The organism is Pseudofrankia sp. DC12 (assembly GCF_000966285.1).
GTDB lineage: Bacteria > Actinomycetota > Actinomycetes > Frankiales > Frankiaceae > Pseudofrankia.
Window position 1 is genome coordinate 3,762,486 of the sequence record NZ_KQ031391.1, and the last position, 20,517, is coordinate 3,783,002.

Annotated in this window: 24 protein-coding genes and 1 tRNA gene; 6 read left to right on the top strand and 19 right to left on the bottom strand. The window is 71.9% G+C overall.

What is annotated here, in order from left to right; all coding sequences use genetic code 11:
* Positions 1–93: 93 nt before the first annotated feature.
* A complete protein-coding gene (locus FRADC12_RS14925) occupies positions 94–738 on the bottom strand; it encodes an NAD(P)-dependent oxidoreductase (protein ID WP_045877106.1) in 645 nt (214 codons plus the stop codon).
* A 719-nt stretch (positions 739–1,457) separates the two neighbouring features.
* Positions 1,458–1,718 (bottom strand): hypothetical protein, encoded by a 261-nt coding sequence (locus FRADC12_RS31330; RefSeq protein ID WP_157488867.1) that lies wholly within the window; start codon positions 1,716–1,718, stop codon positions 1,458–1,460.
* 270 nt (positions 1,719–1,988) lie between these two features.
* On the opposite strand from FRADC12_RS31330, the gene FRADC12_RS14940 reads away from it, so the two are divergent.
* A tRNA-Ser gene (locus FRADC12_RS14940) sits at positions 1,989–2,075 on the top strand.
* A gap of 66 nt (positions 2,076–2,141) precedes the next feature.
* Here FRADC12_RS14940 and FRADC12_RS14945 read toward each other — a convergent pair.
* From FRADC12_RS14945 to FRADC12_RS14995, 14 genes are all read right to left on the bottom strand, one after another.
* Positions 2,142–3,380 carry a tyrosine-type recombinase/integrase gene (locus tag FRADC12_RS14945; protein ID WP_045877109.1) on the bottom strand — a complete coding sequence of 413 codons (1,239 nt, stop codon included), beginning with the start codon at positions 3,378–3,380 and terminating at the stop codon, positions 2,142–2,144.
* Between the two features lie 10 nt (positions 3,381–3,390).
* Positions 3,391–3,582 (bottom strand): helix-turn-helix domain-containing protein, encoded by a 192-nt coding sequence (locus FRADC12_RS14950; protein ID WP_045877110.1) that lies wholly within the window; start codon positions 3,580–3,582, stop codon positions 3,391–3,393.
* 30 nt (positions 3,583–3,612) lie between these two features.
* Positions 3,613–4,875 (bottom strand): DUF3631 domain-containing protein, encoded by a 1,263-nt coding sequence (locus FRADC12_RS14955; protein WP_198152910.1) that lies wholly within the window; start codon positions 4,873–4,875, stop codon positions 3,613–3,615.
* Between the two features lie 112 nt (positions 4,876–4,987).
* Positions 4,988–5,866 carry a bifunctional DNA primase/polymerase gene (locus tag FRADC12_RS14960; RefSeq protein ID WP_045879628.1) on the bottom strand — a complete coding sequence of 293 codons (879 nt, stop codon included), beginning with the start codon at positions 5,864–5,866 and terminating at the stop codon, positions 4,988–4,990.
* A gap of 23 nt (positions 5,867–5,889) precedes the next feature.
* Positions 5,890–6,318, bottom strand: a complete 429-nt coding sequence (locus FRADC12_RS14965; protein ID WP_045877111.1) for a hypothetical protein — start codon at positions 6,316–6,318, stop codon at positions 5,890–5,892.
* A 201-nt stretch (positions 6,319–6,519) separates the two neighbouring features.
* Positions 6,520–7,029, bottom strand: coding sequence for a single-stranded DNA-binding protein (locus FRADC12_RS14970; RefSeq protein ID WP_045877112.1), 510 nt, complete (start codon positions 7,027–7,029; stop codon positions 6,520–6,522).
* Positions 7,030–7,114: 85 nt separating this feature from the next.
* The gene (locus tag FRADC12_RS31335; protein ID WP_157488868.1) at positions 7,115–7,282 is read right to left on the bottom strand and encodes a hypothetical protein; all 168 of its coding nucleotides are present in this window, start codon (positions 7,280–7,282) and stop codon (positions 7,115–7,117) included.
* Positions 7,282–7,683, bottom strand: a complete 402-nt coding sequence (locus tag FRADC12_RS14975; protein ID WP_045877113.1) for a hypothetical protein — start codon at positions 7,681–7,683, stop codon at positions 7,282–7,284. Before FRADC12_RS14975 ends, FRADC12_RS31335 begins: the two co-directional genes overlap by 1 nt.
* Positions 7,684–7,688: 5 nt before the next feature.
* Positions 7,689–7,865, bottom strand: coding sequence for a hypothetical protein (locus FRADC12_RS31340; protein ID WP_157488869.1), 177 nt, complete (start codon positions 7,863–7,865; stop codon positions 7,689–7,691).
* Positions 7,866–7,950: 85 nt separating this feature from the next.
* Positions 7,951–8,100, bottom strand: coding sequence for a hypothetical protein (locus tag FRADC12_RS31345; protein WP_157488870.1), 150 nt, complete (start codon positions 8,098–8,100; stop codon positions 7,951–7,953).
* A 45-nt stretch (positions 8,101–8,145) separates the two neighbouring features.
* Positions 8,146–8,328 carry a hypothetical protein gene (locus FRADC12_RS14980; protein WP_045877114.1) on the bottom strand — a complete coding sequence of 61 codons (183 nt, stop codon included), beginning with the start codon at positions 8,326–8,328 and terminating at the stop codon, positions 8,146–8,148.
* Positions 8,329–8,605: 277 nt separating this feature from the next.
* A complete protein-coding gene (locus FRADC12_RS14985) occupies positions 8,606–10,861 on the bottom strand; it encodes a zonular occludens toxin domain-containing protein (protein ID WP_052710925.1) in 2,256 nt (751 codons plus the stop codon).
* The gene (locus FRADC12_RS32300) at positions 10,861–11,643 is read right to left on the bottom strand and encodes a hypothetical protein (RefSeq protein ID WP_052710926.1); all 783 of its coding nucleotides are present in this window, start codon (positions 11,641–11,643) and stop codon (positions 10,861–10,863) included. Before FRADC12_RS32300 ends, FRADC12_RS14985 begins: the two co-directional genes overlap by 1 nt.
* Before the next feature lie 14 nt (positions 11,644–11,657).
* On the bottom strand, positions 11,658–12,431 hold the full coding sequence (locus FRADC12_RS14995) for a DUF6284 family protein (RefSeq protein WP_157488871.1): 774 nt from the start codon (positions 12,429–12,431) through the stop codon (positions 11,658–11,660).
* Positions 12,432–12,611: 180 nt separating this feature from the next.
* On the opposite strand from FRADC12_RS14995, the gene FRADC12_RS15000 reads away from it, so the two are divergent.
* Together FRADC12_RS15000 and FRADC12_RS15005 are read left to right on the top strand one after the other, a co-directional pair.
* Entirely contained in the window at positions 12,612–13,457 is an 846-nt protein-coding gene (locus FRADC12_RS15000; protein ID WP_045877116.1) for a GntR family transcriptional regulator, read from the top strand.
* Between the two features lie 59 nt (positions 13,458–13,516).
* Entirely contained in the window at positions 13,517–13,984 is a 468-nt protein-coding gene (locus FRADC12_RS15005; RefSeq protein WP_198152911.1) for a guanylate kinase, read from the top strand.
* 89 nt (positions 13,985–14,073) lie between these two features.
* Here the strand turns inward: FRADC12_RS15005 and FRADC12_RS31355 are convergent, their stop codons facing one another.
* Positions 14,074–14,712 carry a hypothetical protein gene (locus FRADC12_RS31355; protein WP_157488872.1) on the bottom strand — a complete coding sequence of 213 codons (639 nt, stop codon included), beginning with the start codon at positions 14,710–14,712 and terminating at the stop codon, positions 14,074–14,076.
* A gap of 892 nt (positions 14,713–15,604) precedes the next feature.
* On the opposite strand from FRADC12_RS31355, the gene FRADC12_RS15010 reads away from it, so the two are divergent.
* Positions 15,605–15,946, top strand: coding sequence for a hypothetical protein (locus tag FRADC12_RS15010; RefSeq protein ID WP_045877118.1), 342 nt, complete (start codon positions 15,605–15,607; stop codon positions 15,944–15,946).
* 220 nt (positions 15,947–16,166) lie between these two features.
* On the opposite strand, the gene tadA is transcribed toward FRADC12_RS15010, so the two are convergent.
* Complete coding sequence (gene tadA, locus FRADC12_RS15015) at positions 16,167–16,730, bottom strand: tRNA adenosine(34) deaminase TadA (protein ID WP_502685254.1); 564 nt, start codon at positions 16,728–16,730, stop codon at positions 16,167–16,169.
* A gap of 138 nt (positions 16,731–16,868) precedes the next feature.
* Positions 16,869–17,363 (bottom strand): tRNA adenosine deaminase-associated protein, encoded by a 495-nt coding sequence (locus tag FRADC12_RS15020; RefSeq protein ID WP_045877119.1) that lies wholly within the window; start codon positions 17,361–17,363, stop codon positions 16,869–16,871.
* Positions 17,364–17,795: 432 nt separating this feature from the next.
* Here FRADC12_RS15020 and FRADC12_RS15025 point away from each other — a divergent pair, with 432 nt between their 5' ends.
* Both FRADC12_RS15025 and FRADC12_RS15030 read left to right on the top strand, forming a co-directional pair.
* Complete coding sequence (locus tag FRADC12_RS15025) at positions 17,796–19,097, top strand: Mur ligase family protein (RefSeq protein WP_045877120.1); 1,302 nt, start codon at positions 17,796–17,798, stop codon at positions 19,095–19,097.
* A gap of 599 nt (positions 19,098–19,696) precedes the next feature.
* Positions 19,697–20,422 carry a type 1 glutamine amidotransferase gene (locus FRADC12_RS15030; protein ID WP_045879632.1) on the top strand — a complete coding sequence of 242 codons (726 nt, stop codon included), beginning with the start codon at positions 19,697–19,699 and terminating at the stop codon, positions 20,420–20,422.
* Positions 20,423–20,517 lie beyond the last annotated feature (95 nt).

A 20,517-nucleotide genomic window follows, 5' to 3' on the forward strand; every position in this document is an offset into this window, starting at 1 on the left:
CGGACCTTCGGGGAGGTCGACGGCCGGCGTAGACGGAGGAACTCCGCGAAACCCCGCCCCCGCTGGCCGCCGTTCATCCCCCGGCCTGGTGGGTCAGTAGCCGATGGTGAACCGCTGGTTGACGTGCTTGGCCTTGTCGATCTCGTCGATGATGGCCACCGCGAGGTCGTCGGTCGACATCGCCATGTTGCCGCGGCCGTCCTGGACGGGCTGGTCGGTGCCGGTGCGGTAGGTGTCCCGGCGCTTGCCCTGGACCAGTTGCACCGGCGGCGGGCAGATCACGGTCCAGCGCACGTTGCCCTTGGCAGCCCGCAGCACGTCGAGGGCCTCCGCCTGGCCGAGCGCGTCCTTGCGCATGTTGTTCGGGAACTCGGGGTCGTCGAGGACGCGGGCGCCCTGCCCGTCCTCGAGGGTGCCGCCGTGACCCACGTGGATGAGGCGCGGCGCGCTGCCGCCCAGCTTGGTCAGCGCGTCGATCATCGTGCGGGCACTGTTCGCCCAGATCTTCTTGTCGTTGCCGCCGACGGCCACGACGACCGCGTCGGCACCGTCCGCGAGGCTGTGCACCGAGTCGCGCGAAGTGGCGTCACCGGCAGCGGCGTTGGCCTTCCTGGACAGCTTGCTGAGCTTCGCCTCGTCACGGGCGACCGCGGTGACCTTGTGGCCGCGCCGGATCGCCTCGTTGACGACGGACTGGCCAACCTTGCCGCTCGCGCCGAACACCACAACCGTTGCCATTCTTCATTACCTCCTGGCGGGGATAGGTTGCGCGTCACGCTCCACCGGAGAATCTATCGACAAACGCTGCCCATCGCATTTAAAAAATCATTCTCCGGGGCCGCGCCGCGACCTTCCAGTGAAGTCATGATCCGCATTCTTTTTCCTTCGCACCGACTATTGCATGCCGGCCGGCCGCTGCAACCCGGCCCATGGATGTACCCACCCGGGCGCACGCACCCACGCAGATTCCGCCCACCCGGAGCCGCACTTCCCGAACGCTGGGACGGCTGGCTACTTCTTCTCCTGAAAAGCCGGCGAATGCTCCCCGGTCCGTAAACCGTCAGGGGCGGCCCTGACGGACCTCGGTGCCCCGCCCGTAGCTGGAAGATGTCGCGGAACCGGCGCGCCGGACGGGTCGGGCGAGCAGGCATGACGCGGCGGCCGGAGGTGTTTCGGGCGCGAGTTGGCGGAGCGCCGCTCGCGGCCAACGGTCACGGGGAGTGCGCGTCGCCGGCGGCCGTGGTCGCCCACCCGAGGGACCAAGTGCCCGGGCGAGTTCACCGTCGGACGACCGGGCGAGGGTGTGCCCGACGGACGCCCGGCGGTTAGCCGGAGACTGGCGCCGACCGCCCGGCTCCCCGGCCCGAGCTGTCCGGTCTGGCTCAGTCGGATGCTGCAGGGTTCGGGGCTGGACATCAGCGACGGAGTGCTGACCGGGCCCACCACCCACGCCGTCTTCATGGACGGGGGGTAGCCCCGGCGGTCATCCCCTGGATCGTGGCCGCCGGCGACGTGGCCCGCTGGCCGAACCTGCTGTCGACCGGAACCCCCGGCGGGTCGAGTACTGGATCACCGCGTCCGAGCACGGTCAGGCGGCCGCCGACGCCCTCCTGCTCGGCCCCGACGTGGCGCCGCCGTTCACGCCGATACGCCGCTTCTGGACCGAGCAGTTCGGCATCCGGCTGCAGGGTGTCGGGCGCCCCCGCCCTCGCCGACACCTGCCGGCTCGCCGAGGGCTCACCCAAGGCCCTCGAGCTCGTCGCCGTGTACACCCCCCCGGAAGGGCATCGTGGTCGGCGCCGTCAGCGCGAACGCGGGGGCCAGGCTGCTGGAGTACGCCGATCTCATCGGCTGGCCCCTCGACGCGCCCCTCTCGGTCGACACCCCGGAGAACGGAGCCCGACTGACCCGGTCTGATCCACCGACCCGGACGAGATCGACGCCGGCCGGGCTCCATCCGCCCATCTCCGTCTAGTAAGCTCACCTGCGGTGGAGTCGCCTAGTGGCCGAGGGCGCACGCCTCGAAAGCGTGTGAGGGGGCAACCCCTCCGTGGGTTCAAATCCCACCTCCACCGCCCTTGGACCAGCACAAACGGCCGGACCGGTTGATCTTCCTACCGGGCCGGCCGTTCGCTTTGGTCTCACTTCTGGTCTCGTTCGTCCTTCCAGAGCAGCGACCCGACCCGATCGGCGACGTCCCGGCGGACGGGCTCGGTCAGGTGCTGGTACCTCGCCGCCATGGCGGTGTTGGACCACCCCATGATCCCCATCACGGTCCGATCTGGCACGCCCAGCAGGAGAAGAACCGTCGCCGCGGTATGCCTGGCGTCATGCAACCGGCCGTCGCGGATCTTGGCGGCGGCCAGAAGCCGTTTCCACTCGGAATAGTCCGTCCGGGGATTCGTCGGACCGCCGGTCGGCGTCGCGAACAACCAGCCGCCTTCCACCCACATGTCGGCGGCGTCGAGGCGCTCGCGGTCTTGTGTCTCGCGGTGCTTGCGCAGCAACGCGACCAGCTCGTCGGGAAGTCCGATGACACGCTTGCCTGCGCGGGATTTCGTCTCGGCAGTCTCGGCGCGCTTCGGGAACCGTTTCGGGCAGTAGCCGCCGTGTTTCTGACCGCAGGTCCCGCCGCACCCGTGCGCCCATTTCGGGCGCAGGCGGTTTCGACGCACCCGGAGGGCTCCCGCGTCGAGGTCGACGTCAGTCCATTTCAGGCCAAGCGTCTCGCCCTGTCGCAAACCGAACGCGAGCGCGATTGCCCATCGCGCGCTGTTCCGCCGATCGTCCGCGGCGTCGAGTAGCCGCTTGACCTCCGCGACCCCGTACGGCTCGATCTCCTCCTCGACGACGCGGGGGGCCTTGGCCAACGTCGCCGGATTCTGGGTTATGTAGCCCCGGCGCTTGGCCTCGTTGAGCGCAGTCCTGACGGTCCGGTGGGCCTGGTGCGCCGTGGCGGACTTCTTCCCGTTACGGATCATCTTCACGTAGAGCCGCTCCAGGTGCTCGGGCTCCAGCTTGTCGAGGCGGTGAGCGCCGACTCCCGGGATCAGGTGGACACGTACGGCCACCTGGTAGCCGGACAGGGTGTTGTCGGCGACGGTGCCCGGGACGATGTTCTCGATCCAGTGCGTGAGCCACTTCGTGACGGTCCAGGGCTTCCCTGGCCTCTTGACCGTGCCCGCGTCACGCTCGCGCTCCAGCTTGCGGACCTTGGCGATGACCTCGCTCTCGGTCTTGGCGCTGACGTGGCGTCGGTCGGGCTTGCCGTCGTCGCGGACGCCCAAGGTGACGCGCCCGTGCCAGCGTCCGTCCGACCCTTCGTAGATGGACGCCGCGCCGTTGGGGGCGCGGGTCCCTTCCTTTCGGTTCCGGGCCACTGGGCTCCCCTCAGGCGGCGGCGTCGAGCTGGGCGGCGTAGGCGTCGAGATCGGTCACCCGGACGCGCCGCGCCCGGCCGATCCGGACGGACTTGAGGGCGCCGGTCCTTATGAGCGCGTAGGTCGTGGTGCGGCCAAGGCCCAGCACGTCGGCGGCTTCCTCGACGGTGAGCAGGAGCTTTGGGGCGGTGGGGGCGGTCATAGCGCGGGTCCTCCTCGGAGGTCGTCGACGTCAGGCGGTGGCGGCGGTGTGGCCGTGGTCGAACGGCTCGTCAGGAGTGCCGTCCCATCCGTCCCAAGCGTCCCGTCGCAGGTCAGCGCGGGACGCTTGGTTGCGGTGGGACGGATCGATCCGTACCAGGGCCGCGATCCGTCCCGGCTCGACGTCGGGCGGGGCCTCGTCGGGCGGGGTGGGTTCGGGTGGGCAGTAGCGCTGCCAGGCGTCGGTGAAGGCGGCGCGGAGGTAGCCCTTGGCTTGGCTGTCGGGGAACCGGTGGTTGGCGCTCTGGATGCCGTATTCGCGGAGCATGGCGCCGAGTCGGTGGCTGGTGAGTCCGGCCGGTCCGGACTCGGACCACGGTGCTTCGGGGTCGGTGTTGAGGGCGTGCAGGAGTCGGGCGGTAGGGATCGCGTCGAGGCCGGTCATGGCGGTGCGGCAGTCGATGAGCAGCCGGGTCCGCAGTGAGGTGGTGTCGGCGTCGCCGGGGTTCGAGGTGAGCGCGAGGACGGCGCGGCGGGCTAGGTCGGGCCAGGGGCCGGCGGCGTGGTCGGCCACGGCGATGAGCGGTTCCCAGGTGTCCGCAGCCCGGTCCTCGACGGGCATGGCCGGCTCGGCCTTCTCGAGTACGGCCAGGCCGGGGCGTAGCCAGGCTTCGAGGTCGGCGGCTAGGTCGCGCAGGGCGGGGCGGTCGCGGCGGTGGCGGTAGGGGGCGACGGTTTCGCCGGGGGCGCGGCGGCGCATGTGGATGACCACCGCGCGGTCCTCGATCGTGTCGGGCATGGCGCCGATGCCGGCGAGGGCTGCCATGGCGAAGGTGGGGCATTCGTCGAGCTGGCGGTTGACGTGGTCCCAGCGGATCGCCGGCCGGTTGCGCTGGTGCCCGGCGTTCAGCAGCCCGCGCAGATCCTCGTTGCCCTCACCGGCCTTGCCAGCGGTGAAGATCGTGTCCGCTTCGTCGACCAGCAGCGTCGGCGGGTCCTCGTTGATGCTCCGGTAGATCGCCGCGGACGTGGCGTTGACGGTGATCAGGGGCCGGTGGCAGGTCGCCTCGACGACGTCGAGGAGGCGGGACTTGCCGCAGCGCTTCTCGGGGGCGCGGATGACGAGCCGGGGTGCGTGTGCCCAGGCGGGTTGGGCGTGGCTGGCGGCGATCCACAGGACGACTCCGGTGGTCGCGTCGTCGGACGGGAGGATGACGTAGCGGGTCAGCGCGGCCCTCAGCGCGTCCAGGAGCGTCGCACCGGTCAGGCCCGGCCCCTCGGGCTGGACGGTCATAGCGTCGCTCCTGTGGGCCGCGAGGGGCCGTAGCTGAGACGCTGAGAGGGCCGTAGAGCCACGTTTTCGACCCGGGTGGGGTGATGGGTTGGGGTGGATCGGCCCTGCCGGGTCATAGCGGGACTCCTTCGTCGCGGAACCCGCCGCCGATCGCGGCGCGGATGTCGCGGTCGGTCTGATCGGCCGCGCGGCCGGCGTCGGCAAGTGCGCCGCAGGCGTCGCCGGGGTCGAGGTGGCCGGCGGCGACGAGCCGGGCGACACCGCGGGCGGCGCCGTAGAGCGTCGTGCGGCGGCGGCCTTCGGGTGCGTGGGCGACGGCGGACAGGTGCGCGGCCATCAGCAGGTCGGGGTGGGAGATGCCCCCGCCCCCGCCACCGCGCCGCGCGCTTGGCGGGCGGGCTGGCGGTCTCGGGGTGGCCAGGTGGGACGGCTGGGCGGTGGGCGCCGATGGTCGGGTGACGGCGGTGTGGAGGGCGGGGGGCATCTCCTCGACGCCGCGGCGGACGGTCCAGCGGTAGGGGCGGTGGCTGGTGGGGTGGGTCGAGGGCGGGGCGACGACGTAGCCGCCGTCGGCCTTGACGTCGATGCCGTCCCGGCCCGGGAGCGGCCGGGACAGGACGGGCGGGCCGGGGTGGGCGTAGTAGAGGTGCCAGCCCCCGCCGCCAGACGCGACGGCGGCGGTTGGGGTCATCAGCGCCGGGTCGAGGCGACCGCCATGGGCGGGGTCGATGTCGATGACGACCAGGCCGGCGGCGGTGCCGGTCCGGATCGCCAGTAGCCCCCTTGGGACCGCGGAGAGCATGGCGGCGGCGCGGTCGGGGTCGAGGGTGGCGGCGTAGAAGCCGTGGCACGTCAGGCAGGCGCAGGCCTGCCGGTCGTGGTCGCGGCCGGCCTGGTGACAGGGCGGGCAGTTGGCGACGGGGCGTTTCGTCCGTCCCAGGACGAACACCGGCCAGCCCGTCGCCGCGTAGTGCCGCGCGGCGGCCAGCATCGCCGGATCATCCGGCCGGCGGATCACGCCGCGCCGCCGAACAGGCCGTCGAACAGGCCGGGCTGGTGGGCGCAGGAATCGCACACCACCCCGCCCGGCCGGGGGTTGGGGTCGGCGGCGGGGAGCTCGACGGGGCCGCGGCAAACCTTGCAGGGCCGGGTGGTCGTGGCCGGCGGGACGAGCGCGAGCGCGGCGCGCAGACCTCGGGTGAGGAACACCCATGACGGGCAGGCGCGTGACCCGGTCCGGTAGCGGAACCCGCAGCCCAGGCAGGTCGTGGGGCGCTTGCCGCGGGCGGCGGCGGCGGGCTGGTGGCGGTCGATGACCGTGTCGGCGTCGGCCCGGTCGAGGCGGACCCGGCCGGCGGCCAGCGCGGTCAGGATGAGCGGGTCGAGCTGGCCGGGCGGCGCGGCGGCCGGCGGCGTGGGGCGGTGCGGGGCGGGACTGGGCATGCGGGTCCTCCCGTGACAACGGGGCGGCGTGGCAGGGACCGGGCGCCCCGCCCGGCCGGCGGCAGAGGCGGGCCGGGCGGGGGCGCGAGGGCATGAGCGGGGTGGTGGGACGGATCGATCCGTCCCGGCGGGGGTATCCGTCCCGCGCTGACCTGCGGCGGGACGCTTGGGACGGTTGGGACGCTTACCCCTGGCGGGGTGTTAGAACGGCGGCTCGTCGCTGTAGCCGCCGGCCGGCGGCGCCCACGGGTCATCGACAGTCGAGCCGGCCGAGCGGGCGGCGCCGGCCCCGGCCGGGGTGCGGCCCGCAGGGGTCGACCACTGGTCGCCGGTTGTCGGGCCGGTCCCGCGGGCGGCGCGCACGACCTTCGCGGTCGCGAACCGCAGCGACGGGCCGATCTCCTCGACGTCCAGCTCGACGACGGTCCGCTTCTGGCCGTCCTTCTCATACGAGTGCTGCTTGAGCCGGCCGACGACGATGACCCGGGCGCCCTTGGTCAGCGACTCGGCGACGTGTTCGGCGGGCTGACGCCAGATCGAGCAGCGCATCCACAGCGTCTCGCCGTCGCGCCACTCGTTCGACGCCCGGTCGAGGGCGCGGGGGGTCGAGGCGACGGTGAAGCTCGTGACCTGCGCGCCGGTCGGCAGGATGCGAAGCTCCGGGTCGCCGGCCAGGTTCCCGATGATCGTGATGACGGTTTCGCCTGCCATGCTGGAAACTCCCTTGCTCTGTGATGAGGGGTGAGGGCCGGGGCGCGGCGGCTTCTTGGCGGTTGGCGCCGCGCCCCGGGCGGTGCTAACTGGCCCGCTGGACGGGCCGGGCCGTCGGGCCGTGGGCGGCGAGAGTGTGGGTGTGCAGGGCGGTGTCGGTGCCGAACCGCCGGCGGCAGTCCGGGCAGATGAGCTGGGTGGCGACCGCGCGGTTGATCGACGCGCGGACCCGGGTCGGGTTGTTACGAGCCATCAGTGCTGGGCTCCTTCCGTACGGGTGGTCGGTGGGAGGTCGGCGGCGCGGAGGACCCGGACGCCGGGGCGAAGCTGGGTGACGGCGATCCGGTGGCGGCGTAGCTCTGCCGCGACGTGGCGCGGCGTCCAGTCGGCGTAGGCGTCCGGGGCGTGCGCCACCAGGGCGGGCAGAAGCTCCCCAACCGGGATCGAGGCCTGGCCGTGGAGGATCGCGGCGAGGTCGGCCAGGACGTCGGCCCGGGTGGGGGCGGGGAGTTCGGCGTCGATGTCGACGCGCAGCTCGTCGGCGTAGAACACCGACGCGAACGGCTCCGAGACGTCCAGCACGTCAAGGTGCAGCAGCAGCGCGGTCAGGGCGCCGGAGATCTCGTCGGGCGTGCCGAAGACGCTGACCTTCACCGGGGCTACCGCCGCCGACGGGTCGTCGTCGTGGTGGTGGCGCGGCCCTGGCCGCCGCCGACCGGCCCGCGGCGGGCGGGGCAGGTGTACTGCTGGTGAGTCGCGAGGAGCTGGCTGGCCTCGCCGGGGCTGCTGAGCTGCTGCGAGGTGACCCCGCAGTCTGGGCAGGTGTACTGCGCCATGATGGAAACTCCCTTGCTCTGCGATGAGGGGTGAGGGCCGGGGCGCGGCGGCTTCTTGGCGGTTGGCGCCGCGCCCCGGGCGAGGTCAGAGGACGGTCGCGAGCAACACGGCGACCCACAGGCAGGCGTGGGTCGTGCCGGCGCGGCGGATCTTCGGGTTGGTCTTCGACAGGGGGCAGGCGGTGTTGGTACACACGCCGCTTTCGACCTTGGCGCCGCAGTGGATGCAGTCCATGTCTCGGTCCTTCCGTGAGGTGGTGGCTAGCGACTGGTTTGGTCGTCAGAGGGCGGCGATGAACTCGCCCAGGCCCGCGGTGATCTGGGTCAGGACGTGGCCGGCGACGGCGAGGTCGGCGGCGGTGGTGGTCGGGGCGGTGGCGGCGGCCCAGAGGAACAGGCCGACCGTGGCGGCGAGGGCCCAGGGCCAGCGGGCGCGGGGTCGTAGCCGGGTCTGGTGGCGCATGGAGGGTTCTCCGTTCTGTCACGCTGTGTGACGGTTGGTGGGTGTGGGTGGGGAGGGGAGGGAGGCGCAGGAGGGCGTCTCGATCGCGGTTTCGGGGTGTGGGCTGGCTGGTTGGGGGTCGGGTCCCTCGGGTCCCTTGGCTCCCCTGGGGGTGTGGCCTGCGACTGTTCGCGCTGCTAGACGGCGGTGGCGGGCGCGGGGAGGCGGTGAGGGAGCTGGCGAGGGAGAACTCCCTCGGTCCCTCGGTCCTCCCTCGCGGGTTCCCTCGGCCGGACGGTCACGCTGTGTCGAACTCGTCGGCTGGTTCGTCGGCGAGATCGGGATCGTCGGGGGTGTCGCGGTCGGCGATGGCGGCGGCGACGCGGTCGGCGTTGACGGACATCCGGCCGCGGGTCTTGTAGGGCCGTGCGGAGTCGGGGAGCGCCTCGCGCAGCCGTTCGAACGTCCACCCCCGGTAGAGCTGGGGCCGCAGCGCGGCGAGCCCGGCGAGGACTTCGAGGGTGGGCATGATCGGGTCCGGTCCGGCGGTGCGGATCACGGCGACGATGTCGGCGAGCGGGTCGACGTGCTCGACCGGTGCCGGCTCGTCGTCGGCGGCGGGGGCTGGTGGGGTGTCGAGCATGGCGAGGGCGCGTTCGACGACGGGGGTGACGTCATCGACGCCGTCGCCGCGGCGGACGTAGTGGCAGCGCAGCAGCCCGTCGGCGGGGGTGAACCCGGAGGTCATCGCGGTGCCGAGGTCACCGAGGTCGACGGTGCCGTCGGCCTCGACGGTCATCGGCCGCAGCGTCGTCGCGGTGATCCCGGCCTTGTGTTTGCCGGTGCCCAGGATGGCGTCGTTGCCCTGGTGGTCGCCGATGGCGAAGCACGCCCGGTTGGACAGGACCTTGGCGACTTTGCGGGGCAGCGAGTCCGCCGACGGGACGGGCGTGGCGAAGATCAGGGTGACGCCGTACTTGCGGGCCTTGGCGACGATCTTCTCGACGAGTTCGGCGGCTTCCTCGCCGACGTCGGAGACGAACAGCTCCTGGCACTCATCGATGACCACGACCCTCGGTCGCATGCTCGGGTCGGCCTCTGCCAGGGCCCGGGTGAGCTTCGGCTCGCCGGCCGCGGAGAGCTTGCGGCCGCGGTCGGACAGCTCGGACATGAGCCGCTTGAGCGCGCCGAGGACGGTCGGGATCTCGTCCGGGTCATCGGAGACGAACAGGGTTCGTAGCCGGGGTCGCAGCGGGTCGTAGTCGGCGTTGACGGCCATGCAGTAGACGTCGATCTCGACGAGCGGGTCGAGGATCGCGCCCAACAGGCCGGTGATGATCAGGGTGGATTTGCCGGAGCCCATCATCCCGGCGACGCCCCAGTTGGCCTGGAACAGGCGGCCGAGGACGGTGTTCCCGCGCGGGTCGACCCCGACCGGCACGCCCTTGAAGTAGTCCGCGGTACCGGTGGTGAGCAGCGGCCATGGCGCGACGGGCTTGGTCAGGCTGCCCTGGTCGGCGACCCACAGATCCAGGACGCCGGGCTTGTCGCGGGGCTCGGTCGGCCACACCTCGACCGGCAGGCGCAGCAGGTTGTGGGCGAGGACCCGCTTGTTGTTGACGATCATTTCGACGGTGACGCCTTCGGGGAGCAGGAGCCGGGAGTGCCAGCCCTTGCCGTCGTGGGCCGGCGCGTCGAGCCAGCGGGGGGTCCAGCCCTCGCGGAACTTCTTGTTCAGCGCCGGCAGGTTGAGGTTCCGCAGCGCGTTCGTGATCGCCCGCTCGTCCGGGATCACGTCCCGCCCGGCGCTGCCGTCGGGCGTGGTGGCTGACACCCAGGCGGGTAGCTCGGAACGGGAGCGGCCCAGATGCCACAGCCACGCGCCGACACCGCCGGTCGCGGCGAGCAGGAGAAGGGCGCCGTAGGCGGCGAGGAACCAGCACACGAACGTGACCAGGGCGATCACGCCGATGATCGGGGCCAGGACGTAGCCGGGGTCGTGGTGGCCCAGCGCGAGGACCACACCGAGCACGAGGAGCAGGGCGGCGAACCCGGCCAGGCCCGCCGCGGCGGCGCGGAGCAGGTCGACGGGCGAGCGGACCCAGTCCATGACCCGGTCGTGGCGGCGCTGCTTTTCCGCGACGTCGCGGAGTTCCCACTCGCGCAGGCTCTCCTGATCGCCCGCGATCTCCGCGCGGCGCATCTGCCGCTCGTACCGCGACGCCCCGTGCGTGTCCTGCCAGCGGCGGTAGGCGACACCGGCGCCGGCGACCGGGTACCACAGGTTGCGGGCGACCAGCTTCGCGCCGGTCTTGGTCTGCGGGTGCGTGGCGACCGTCCGCACTCCGGTCACCACGATCCACGTCCGCGATACCGGCTCCCCCCGGGACACCGCGGGCACGCGGGGTCGGTAGCGGGCGGGCGGGTGGTCGAGGACTTCCCCGGTCAGCGCGGGGGCGGCGGTCTCGGTGGGGGTGGTGGGGGTCCAGGGGCCGGGCAGGACCATGCCGGCGGGCGGGGTGTCGTCGTCGCGGGGGGTGAGGGGCTCGGTCATCAGGCAGCCGCCACGGTGAGTGCGGGTATCGGGGTCGGGCGGCGTAGGCCGGCGGTGTCGAGGAGTCGGCGGGCGCGGTCGGGGCCGCAGTTCAGGGCGGCGGCGGCGCGGCGGACGGGGACGGTGCCGTCGTCGTCGCGGGGCACGTCGGTCAGGGCGGTCAGTAGCTCGGCGTCGGTGCGCCGGGCGGTACGTGTACCGGTCGCCGGACGGGTGGCCGTACCGGTACGGCGGCGGGCCGGGGTACCGGTACGCGGCGCCGGGACGGTGACAGCTACGGGCTCCGGCGCGGCGGCCGGCTCGACGACGGGCGCCGTGTCGGCCGGGGCAGGCGCGGAACGGACCAGGGCGGCGAACTGCTGGCGGTAGCGGGGGGCGGCTTCGGCCAGCAGGATCAGCACCAGCGGTGGGATCGAGTGGGCGACGATCGCGCCCATGTCCCGGGAGCCGGCGGCGTCCCAGACGTTGAGCGTCCACGTCGAGCAGCCGCAGACCCAGCGCAGCGTCGCGCCCCAGCCCGACGGCCGGACCGCGTAGCGGGACAGGATCGAGTCGGCGGTGATCCCACCGAACAGGGCGATGTCGACGATCGGGGCCAACAGCCAGGCCTGCGGGTCGGCGGTGCCGTGGCTGGTCGCGACACCGTGGACGTTCGCGAGGCTGTAGGCGCAGACCATCAGCGCGACCAGCCACAGCGCACCGTCGAGGGCGCGTGCCACGCGGCGAAGCTGGCGGGGGTCGACCGGCTCCGCCGCGGCGGCCGGGTTGATCGAGGTGGACAAGAGAGGGGCTCCTTTCAGGCCGGGCGGCGGTGGGTCGAGCGGGCAGGGGTCGGGTCGGCCGGGGCGATCGGGCGGTAGGTCATGGCGTCCGGGTCGGTCAGGGTGAAGCCGGCGGCGACCTCGACCAGGCGGCGGCGGGCGACGGCCAGGCGGCGCGCGGCGAGTGGGCTCCAGCCCTGCGCGGCGATGGCGGCGTCGGCGTCGGTGACGCCCAGCTCGGCGGCGATCAAAGGCCACTCGGCGGCGATCGCGGCCAGCTCGTCAGGCGTCGGCTCGTCGTGGTCGGCCTCGACGTCCGGGCCGGTCGGCTGGACGGCCGGGGCCGGCTCGGTGTCGTCGGTGAGTTGGGCGCGGACGTCGGCGACGACGGACGGGTCCGTGACCGAGGTCCACAGGTCGATGCCGACGCCCGCGACGACGGTAAAGATCGTGAGCTTGACGCCGTCGTCGCCGGACCATGGGGTGACCAGGACGAACGGGGCGCCCAGCGCGGCGCAGGCCTGCACAATCGCGTCCAGCCGCGAGCGGTCGCTCTCCTCGGTGCGGTGCGCTCCTACGTTCGGGACGACCTGCGCGTCGAGCGTCACGGCGAACGCGGCCTCTGCCCGGCGTGGGTGGCAAGTCAGGTAGACGTCGGCGCAGCCATCGAGCCGCCGCAGCAGCTCGATCCCGGCCCGCATCGCGTCGGCCTGACCAACCCCGCGCGGTGCCTGGCGGACGTTGTCGAGGTCATCGGACGGCGACCCGGCCCGGAAACCCGGGCCGGTCACCACCGCAGGCGCTGTCACTTTTCGTAGCCCTCCTTGCCTCGTCCGTCAGCGACAACAGGAAGCTAACAGTTGAACGGGGAACAGGTCAACTGTTAGGTCACGTTGGTCTCATGGAAGGCCTCTGACCAGCCCTGACGGGCCGATCAGGCCGATCAGATGAGAGGCTGTGTCCGACGCACAGCGGTGAGGAGACGTCTCGTGGCGAGTACCGACCGGAGCACCCCGGCGACGGAGTCGCTCCACCAGCAGGTCGCGCGCAGCATCCGCAACCAGATCCAGTCCGGCCGTCTGCGGGACGGCGCGGTGCTCCCGTCTACCCGGGAGCTGGCGGCCGAGTGGAAGACCAGCGTCTATACGATCAACGAGGCGATGCGCGTGCTCGGAGATGAGGGCCTGGTGGTGTCGCAGTCGCGATCAAAGCGCGTCGTTCATGCGCCCGTAGGTGTCAATCCGGCGGCGTGGCGGCCGGAAGTGCCGCGGGCCGTTCTCATCGGCGGATACCCGGGAAGCGGCAAGTCTGAGCTTGGCCGTATCCTCGGACGGCAGACGGGCTGGGCGGTAGTCGACAAGGACACGATCACTCGCCCGGTGGTCGAGGCTGCGCTAGAAGTGCTTGGCCGTTCCCCGCACGACCGCGAGTCAGCCGACTACCTGAACATCGTTCGGCCGCGTGAGTACGATGCCCTCCTCGCAGCGACGCTGGAGAATGTCGAGTGCGGAAACAGCGTCGTGTCGGTCGCGCCATTCCTCCGCGAGTTCCGGGATCAGGCCTGGCTGGATCGGACCGTTGCTAGGCTGAACGAGCGGGGCGCCGTCGCAACGCTGGTGTGGGTGCGCTGCGACCCGGACAGCATGCAGCAGTACATACGGCATCGTGGTGCGGCCCGCGACGCGGCCAAGCTCGCGGACTGGGGTGCGTACCTCGCAGGCGTTGACACCGAGTTCCGGCCGACAGCGGATCACGAGCTTATCGACAATTCCGCGTCGTCATCGCCGCTCCAAGGTCAGGCCAAAGATCTCGTCGCTAAGATCCTGTCCCGATGATCCCCCAGGGGGTCCTCTTGTATGGGCCACCAGCGGCCGGGAAGGATACGGTTACCTTGATGCTGACGGCGGTCGACCCTCGAATTCAACTGTTCCCCCGCCTAAAATCAGGCAAGGGTCGGTCGGATGGCTACCGCCTAGTGGACGATGCGCGCATCGATTCACTCGCTGAGGCCGGGCAGATCGCTTGGGAGAATCGCCGCTACGGCTCTCGATACGCGGTCGACACTCCTGCGCTGGTCAAGGCCGCGACCGACCACGTACCCGTGGTGCACCTTGGTCAGGTAGAAGCCGTGGGGGCGATCGAGGCTGCCGCGCCAGAGGTGCGTTGGACGGTCGTCCAGCTCTGGTGTCCTCGCGAGGTCGCCGCCGGCCGACTCACCAAGCGGAATCCTGCGGACGCCGCGGAGCGCCTTGCCGCCTGGGATGCGACCGAGCGTTTGCCCACCGCGGACCTCACGTTGGACACGTCCACCGTCCTACCGGTCGACGCCGCACGCGAGATCGTCTCAGTCCTAGGATGGTGAAGAAAAGCGGGTCGGCCGCCAGATTCTCTGCCGCTCGGCGGGCAGACTAGACTGCTCGATTGGGTTGCTTGATACCCGAAGTCAGGATATTAGGCCACGCCCCAATTCGGGCCGCCCCAATGGTTCGTCTCGATTTCCGGCGCTACGCCGGACAATTCTAGGCGAACCTGCCTTCTAAGCTTCTTATCTATAGCATCGATGGCATCTTTTTGGCGTCGGACCTCGGCGTGCAGCTCGGAAATCCTCGACGCCCCGGCTTCATCGGACTCACTCGGATGAATGGCGGTCCGTATGGCTCTATCGCAGACTGCGAGATTCCACAGGTGCTGTTCGTACTCTTTAAATAGTTCCCATACTGCGTCGCCGCCGTGCAGCACCAGCGAGCCTTCGAGCCGTTGGCTTAACTCTTGGGTGGCGGGCGGTGCGGGTTCGGACTGTTCGCCAAACTTGTAAACTGGTTGAATATCGCGAGCCCACCGCCATTGCTGACCTAGCCATTCCAACAAGAGGCTGTAGGTCGGCTCGATTCGGCGCTGTTTGAGTTCTTCGGCGGCGGTCTCTTTGGCGTGCGCCCGGGCGGCGGCGGCAGCCGCGACGGCGTCTGCTCGGGCGGATGCGGCGACGCCATCAGCATGTCGGCGATCCCCGCGCGACCGAAGCGCCGTAACGGTCGTCGTGATGATCGTTCCCGTGGCGATTGCTACGGGTGAGACCCACTCCCATGCCATCGGTCAATCATGGCGGATCTGCTATGAGATCCGCGCACCGGGTGGGTGGTCGACGGGCCGCGGGAGCCGCGTATTGAGTTCGTCGAGCGCCGGGGTGCGCCCTCTCAAGGCGGGCGGCTCCACGCACGGCCCTTGCCCGGTCCACTGGTCTCACTCCTGGTCTCGTTCGTCAACGTTCGCCCCCGGTCGGCGTCGTGCTCGGGCGCCTCAAAAGCCACAGTGGGACCACGGCGAACCCTGGCGGACCACGCTGGGCAGACCTCGAAAGCGTGTGAGGGGGCAACCCCTCCGTGGGTTCAAATCCCACCTCCACCGCGCCGGCCTCCGCTGTTCGCTGCCCTTTGGGGCAGCTTCACCGGGGGCCGTGATGTCTGCCCAGGGGGGCGACCCCCTGGAACCCCCGTGTCGGGGGGCTTCGCCCCCCGACACCCCCCTCGTTCGCGTTCCGTGTTGCTCATCGGTGCGTCCTGCGTTCGCGCTTCGTGTCGTTCATCGTTCTAACTTCTGTGGTTGGTTTCTTCTGCTCAGCGTCGCCTTCTGGGGGGCGCTTTCGCGGTTGCCGTGATGTCTGTCCAAGGGGGGTGACTCCCTGGATCTCCCGTGTCGAGGGGCTTCGCCCCTGACACCCGCCTCGTTCGCGTTCCGTGTTGCTCATCTGGGTATCTGGGTGGCGTTTGATGCCGCCCTCTTTGTTGGGCGGGTTGGCTGACTGACTCATAGTTTGTGGCTGGGGAAACTCCAGATCTGCAGCCACTTGGTATGTCTGAACGCGTCAAGGCCGTGGCTGGGACCGCGGCCAGGTCTGCCCAGAATGTTGGAGGCGAACTCCGGGCCCGGCGCTCCCTACGCAGGCCCTGTGCGCCTGGCGGGAGTAGTGGAGCGAGGAGGACTCGTGATCTTTGCGTCCGCGTCGAGGTGGAGTCAGGTCAGGCAGATCCTGCCGGTCGCGGCGTACGTCTCGAGCGCCTTCTTGACGTGCTATCTGATCTGCTGGGCCTGGCCTCGCGATCGCCGCTTCACCGCGGACTGGGGTGGCTCGGTCGAGATCCGGACACACCCGGGTCTCTTCGTGCACGTGGGTCTGCTCGGTGCCCTGCCCGCGCTGGCGGGAGCGGCCATCGCGGTCCACGGCAGACGCTGGATCGGGATCGCGGTTGGCATCGCGTGCTTCCTGCTCGCCTGCCTGTTCGAGGCTGCCGTCGAGTACCTGCCCAATTTCGTGCTCACCGGCTGACTGGCCGCAGCCATTGTGAGCCAGGGATGCTCGCCGCACCCGCCGTCGACGGCGAGCCCATTCATACCCCGTGGCTCGGAAGATCCCAGGTCCACAGCCACCTGGTATGACTCAACCAGCCAAGGCCGGTGGCCGGCGCGGCACGGGTCTGCCCGAGCGCCCGGGGCGAAGCCCCGAACCCGGTGCGCCTCCGGGCCCGCGAGCCCTGGCGAGGGGTTGGCTACGGGTCGGTGGTGGCCTGGGGGCGTCGGGGGGCTCGGCGGGTGGCGAAGAAGGTGTCCAGGAGAGCGGCGCAGTCGGTTGCGGCCACGCCCGTGATGACCTCCGGGCGGTGGTTGAGGCGGCGGTCGCGGACGACGTCCCACAGCGAGCCGACGGCGCCGGCCTTCTCGTCGATGGCGCCGTAGACGAGGCGGGCGACCCGGGCGAGCACGAGCGCGCCGGCGCACATGGTGCACGGTTCGAGCGTGACGACCAGGGTCGCACCGGTGAGGCGCCATTCGCCGACGGCGGCCGCCGCGGCACGTAGGGCGACGATCTCGGCGTGCCCGGTCGGGTCGGCGGCGGCTTCCCTGATGTTGTGGCCCCGGCCGAGGACGGCGCCATCCGCGCCGATCACGACGGCGCCAATGGGCACGTCGCCGCCGGCTGTGGCCAGCGCGGCCTCGGCGAGCGCGAGCCGCATCGCCGCGAGGTCACGGGCGGGCCCCGCCGGCTCCGCGAGCCGAACCTGCGGCACCGGCTCGGCCCGCTCGGCCGTGGGCTCTGCCGCCGCGTCAGACATGGTCGCTGGACCCGGTCAGGCGTCGCGAGGCGGCGAGCCCGCGGTCACGCGAGCCGGTGGCGGTTGCGCCGGGTGATCCCGACCGCAGCCGGCGGATTCGCCGCCCGCTCGCCGCGCACCCGCTCGCCGCGCACCCGGTCAGCCGCGGACCTCGTCGAGGATCTCGCCCGCGCCCGCGCGTTCGCTGATCGCGGCGACGACGTCGCCGGGCAGCATGCCCTCCTCGGCGATCAAGGCGACGAGCGCCTCCGCCGTCGTGCCGAGGTCGTCGAGCAGGTCGAGATCCCCGATCGGCTGGGCGTGCAGCATGACGGCCTCGTCTTCGTCCTCGTCGTCGTCCCCACCGCGCGGCGCCGGCAGCGGCAGCGCGTCGGCCAGCAGGGCCTTGGCCAGGCCGGAGGTCCCGAGGACCCGCCGGTCGGAGAGGAAGACCCGAGGGTCGGACGTGTCCTCGTCGATCCTGATGATCGCCAGGTACTCGTCGTCCTCCTCGACGAAGGCGACGACGAGGCCGTCGCCGAGATCACGCATCGCGTCGGTCAGCGCGTCGAGGTCCTCGAGTTCGGTGGGGTCGAGGTCGAATGCCCTCCACCGGTCGTCCTCTCGCGCGATCGCGATGGCCTTGGTGCTCACCGTGGTGTCCTCACATCGTCAAAGCTGGTGAATCTTCAGACTTTTGATCACTACGACGTTCGCCGCGGAGGGGTCGGTGTCTCCGCATCCTGATTCTCGCGCCGTCCCATTCGCCCGGCGCACCGCGTCACCCGGAGCCCGCCGCCGCGAGGCCCGCCCAACGCGCCCGGCCCGTGGCCCGGAGCAGAGACCGCCTCGTCCGACCGGTGCCGGCGATGCTCCCCCGTGTATGTGAAGGCCGGCGGGCGCGAGGTGGGCCGGGCCGGGGGCGCCGTCGCGATGTCCGGCCGGCGGCGAGAAGGTGATCTTCCGTCGAATGGTGGTCGGTGGCCCGTCCGCCGCCAGCGGGCGGGTGACGAGGCGGGGCAAGCGCGGACAGGTCACGGGGTCGCCGCCACGGCGCCAGGGCGGCGTGGCACTGTAGAAATCGCCATGATGACTCCGTTGCCGCGCCGCCTCTCCACGAGGACGAAGGCGGCGCTCGCCGTTGAGCGGCTGGCGTCCGAGGCTTCCCGCCGGCTGGGCAAGGGATCCGGCGAGATGATCGGCGGCAAGCTCGCCCTGCAGGTCTCGCCGCACGCACTCGAAGAGGTCGGCAGCGGCAGGCCGGTCGCCTGTGTGTCCGCCACCAACGGCAAGACCACGACCACCCGCCTGCTCGCCAGGGCGCTGGGCACGCTCGGCCCGGTGAAGTCGAACAGCGGCGGCGCGAACATGGCCCCGGGCGTGCTCGCGGCGCTGGCCCGCCCGCCCTACGACGCGGCGGCCGCGCTCGAGGTGGACGAGATCTGGCTGCCCAAGGTGGCCCGCCAGGTCCGGCCCCGCGTGGTCGCGCTGCTCAACATCAGCCGGGACCAGCTGGACCGCTCGAACGAGACCCGCCGGATCGCCGCGATCTGGCGTGAGCTCGGCGCGGAGCTCGGTGACTGCACGGTCGTCGCCAATGTCGACGACCCGCTCGTCACCTGGGCGGCGGCGACCTGGTCGAAGCAGGTCTGGGTCTCGGTCGGGCAGAACTGGACCGCGGACGCGATGGTCTGCCCGCAGTGCGCGCGGCTGCTGCATCGCAACGAGTCCGGCTGGTGGTCGGAATGCGGGCTGGCGCGCCCGGAGCCGATCGTCGCGGTGACCGGTCCCGGCGAGATCATGTGGTTCGGCCACACGATCAGGGCGTCGATCGGCCTGCCTGGCCGGGTCAACCTCGGCAACGCGGCGATGGCGGCCGCGGCGGCCCGCGAGTTCGGCGTGCCCGTCGAGGACGCGCTGGCCGCGATGGCCGACCTCGGGGACGTCCAGGGCCGCTATCAGGATGTGCTGCTCGGTTCGGCCGGAACGCGGGCCCGGATGCTGCTGGCCAAGAACCCGGCGGGCTGGGTCGAGATGATGGAGCTGATCAACTCCGCTCCGCCGCGCAGCCTGATCGTCGACTTCAACTCACAGACCGCCGACGGGCGTGACCCGTCCTGGATCTGGGACGTGCCGTTCGAGCGGCTGGCCGGCCGCCCGGTTCTCGTCACCGGGGATCGGAAGGAAGACATGAGCGTCCGGCTGGCCTACGCCGGCGTCCGGCACACGGTGCACCCGAGCGCGGAAGAGGCCGCCGACGCGGCCGGCGACGCCCGGCTGGACGTCGTCGCGAACTACACCGCCTTCCGTGACCTGCTCGTGCGGACCACGCCCGCGCCGCGCCCGCCCGCCGAGCCGGCGGCGCCCGCCCCAGGCGGTGCCTGGTGAGCCTTTTTCAGCCGGAGCCGCGCGGGTCGCGTAATCGGCGCCCGGACGACGAGCACCGCGAGCCCGACCAGCCCGGCCGCGAGCGGCGGGCCCGCGAGCACCCCGGCTACGAGCCTGAGCCGGGTTACGGCCCGCCAGGCAGAGGCCCGTACGGCCAGCCGGCGCCGGCCGCCGACCCGTTCGAGCACGCCCGGCCGATCTACCAGCACCCGGACGAGCTACCGCCGGGGCCGTACTCGACCCGGGGACTGCCAGTCCGCGGCGTCCCAGCCCGGCGCGAGCTTCCGCCGCCGGCCGGGTCGTCGCCCGCCCGGGCGATTCCGCCCGGCTCGTCTTACCCACCCGAGCCGCGTTACCAGGCCCAGGTGAACCCCCCAGCGACCTACCCGGAGGATCAAGGCGTCCCGCCGGCCGGACCGCCACGGCGGTACGCGCCGCCTCAGCTCCCCGCCGCGCACCTGTTCGAGCCACCGCCGGCCCGGTCGCAGCCGGACGCCGCCCGGCTGCCGGCGCGGCGCCAGGACTCGGTCGCGGACGGGTCGCCCGGGCAGTTCTCCGCGCAGGGTGGGCAGGTTCGCAGCCGCGAGTCGACCACCCGGATCGCGCTGATCTACCCGGAGCTGCTCGGGACGTACGGCGACGGCGGCAACGCGACGGTGCTCGTCCAGCGGCTGCGCTGGCGCGGGATGGCGGCCGAGGTCGTCAGTGTGCCGGCCGGCGAGCCGGTGCCGGCCGGCTGCGACATCTACCTGTTGGGTGGCGGCGAGGACGAGCCGCAGACGCTCGCGGCCGAGGGCCTGCGGCGCAACAACGCGATCGCCCGGGCCGTCGGCGGTGGTGCGGCGGTGCTCGCCGTCTGCGCCGGCTACCAGGTGATCGGCACGACCTTCCCGGCCGGAGGGAAGATCTACGACGGTCTCGGGCTGCTCGGCATCGAGACTCGCCGCTCGTTCGAGGCGCCGGACGCTCCCGTGCCGCCCCGGGCCGTCGGCGACATCGTTGTGGAGCCGGACCCGTCGCTGCGGCTGCCGACCGTGCTTGGCTACGAGAACCACGGTGGGCGGACCAGGCCATTGCCGGGGGCGCGTGGGGTCCCGTTCGGCACGGTCCGGGTTGGTCTGGGCAATGGCATCCCGGCGGGCACCGACGGGATGGTCCACGGCACGGTGCTCGGGACCTACCTGCACGGCCCGCTGCTGGCGCAGAACCCCGCTGTCGCCGATCTGCTGCTGTCCTGGGTGCACGGCGAGCTGCCGCCGCTGCCCGGGCCGCCCGAGGTCGACGCCCTGCGTGCCGCGCGCCTGCGCGCCCTGGAGATCGCCTGAGCGAGGATCTGGCCTCGGCCGGCAGTGACGTGGGCATCCTCATGACACGGAGGCACGGCCGGGGCCACGCTGGTGGTGTAAACCGGCGCCATGGC

Coding starts and splice junctions, on each gene's coding strand:
- FRADC12_RS14925 (WP_045877106.1), bottom strand. CDS start 738: ATGGCAACGGTTGTGGTGTTCGGCGCGAGCGGCAAGGTTGGCCAGTCC.
- FRADC12_RS14970 (WP_045877112.1), bottom strand. CDS start 7,029: ATGGCAGGCGAAACCGTCATCACGATCATCGGGAACCTGGCCGGCGAC.
- FRADC12_RS14965 (WP_045877111.1), bottom strand. CDS start 6,318: ATGCCCAGTCCCGCCCCGCACCGCCCCACGCCGCCGGCCGCCGCGCCG.
- FRADC12_RS15005 (WP_198152911.1), top strand. CDS start 13,517: ATGCTGACGGCGGTCGACCCTCGAATTCAACTGTTCCCCCGCCTAAAA.
- FRADC12_RS31355 (WP_157488872.1), bottom strand. CDS start 14,712: ATGGCATGGGAGTGGGTCTCACCCGTAGCAATCGCCACGGGAACGATC.
- FRADC12_RS31335 (WP_157488868.1), bottom strand. CDS start 7,282: ATGGCTCGTAACAACCCGACCCGGGTCCGCGCGTCGATCAACCGCGCG.
- FRADC12_RS14980 (WP_045877114.1), bottom strand. CDS start 8,328: ATGCGCCACCAGACCCGGCTACGACCCCGCGCCCGCTGGCCCTGGGCC.
- tadA (WP_502685254.1), bottom strand. CDS start 16,730: ATGTCTGACGCGGCGGCAGAGCCCACGGCCGAGCGGGCCGAGCCGGTG.
- FRADC12_RS31340 (WP_157488869.1), bottom strand. CDS start 7,865: ATGGCGCAGTACACCTGCCCAGACTGCGGGGTCACCTCGCAGCAGCTC.
- FRADC12_RS31345 (WP_157488870.1), bottom strand. CDS start 8,100: ATGGACTGCATCCACTGCGGCGCCAAGGTCGAAAGCGGCGTGTGTACC.
- FRADC12_RS14950 (WP_045877110.1), bottom strand. CDS start 3,582: ATGACCGCCCCCACCGCCCCAAAGCTCCTGCTCACCGTCGAGGAAGCC.
- FRADC12_RS14985 (WP_052710925.1), bottom strand. CDS start 10,861: ATGACCGAGCCCCTCACCCCCCGCGACGACGACACCCCGCCCGCCGGC.
- FRADC12_RS15025 (WP_045877120.1), top strand. CDS start 17,796: ATGATGACTCCGTTGCCGCGCCGCCTCTCCACGAGGACGAAGGCGGCG.
- FRADC12_RS14960 (WP_045879628.1), bottom strand. CDS start 5,866: ATGCTGGCCGCCGCGCGGCACTACGCGGCGACGGGCTGGCCGGTGTTC.
- FRADC12_RS14955 (WP_198152910.1), bottom strand. CDS start 4,875: ATGACCGTCCAGCCCGAGGGGCCGGGCCTGACCGGTGCGACGCTCCTG.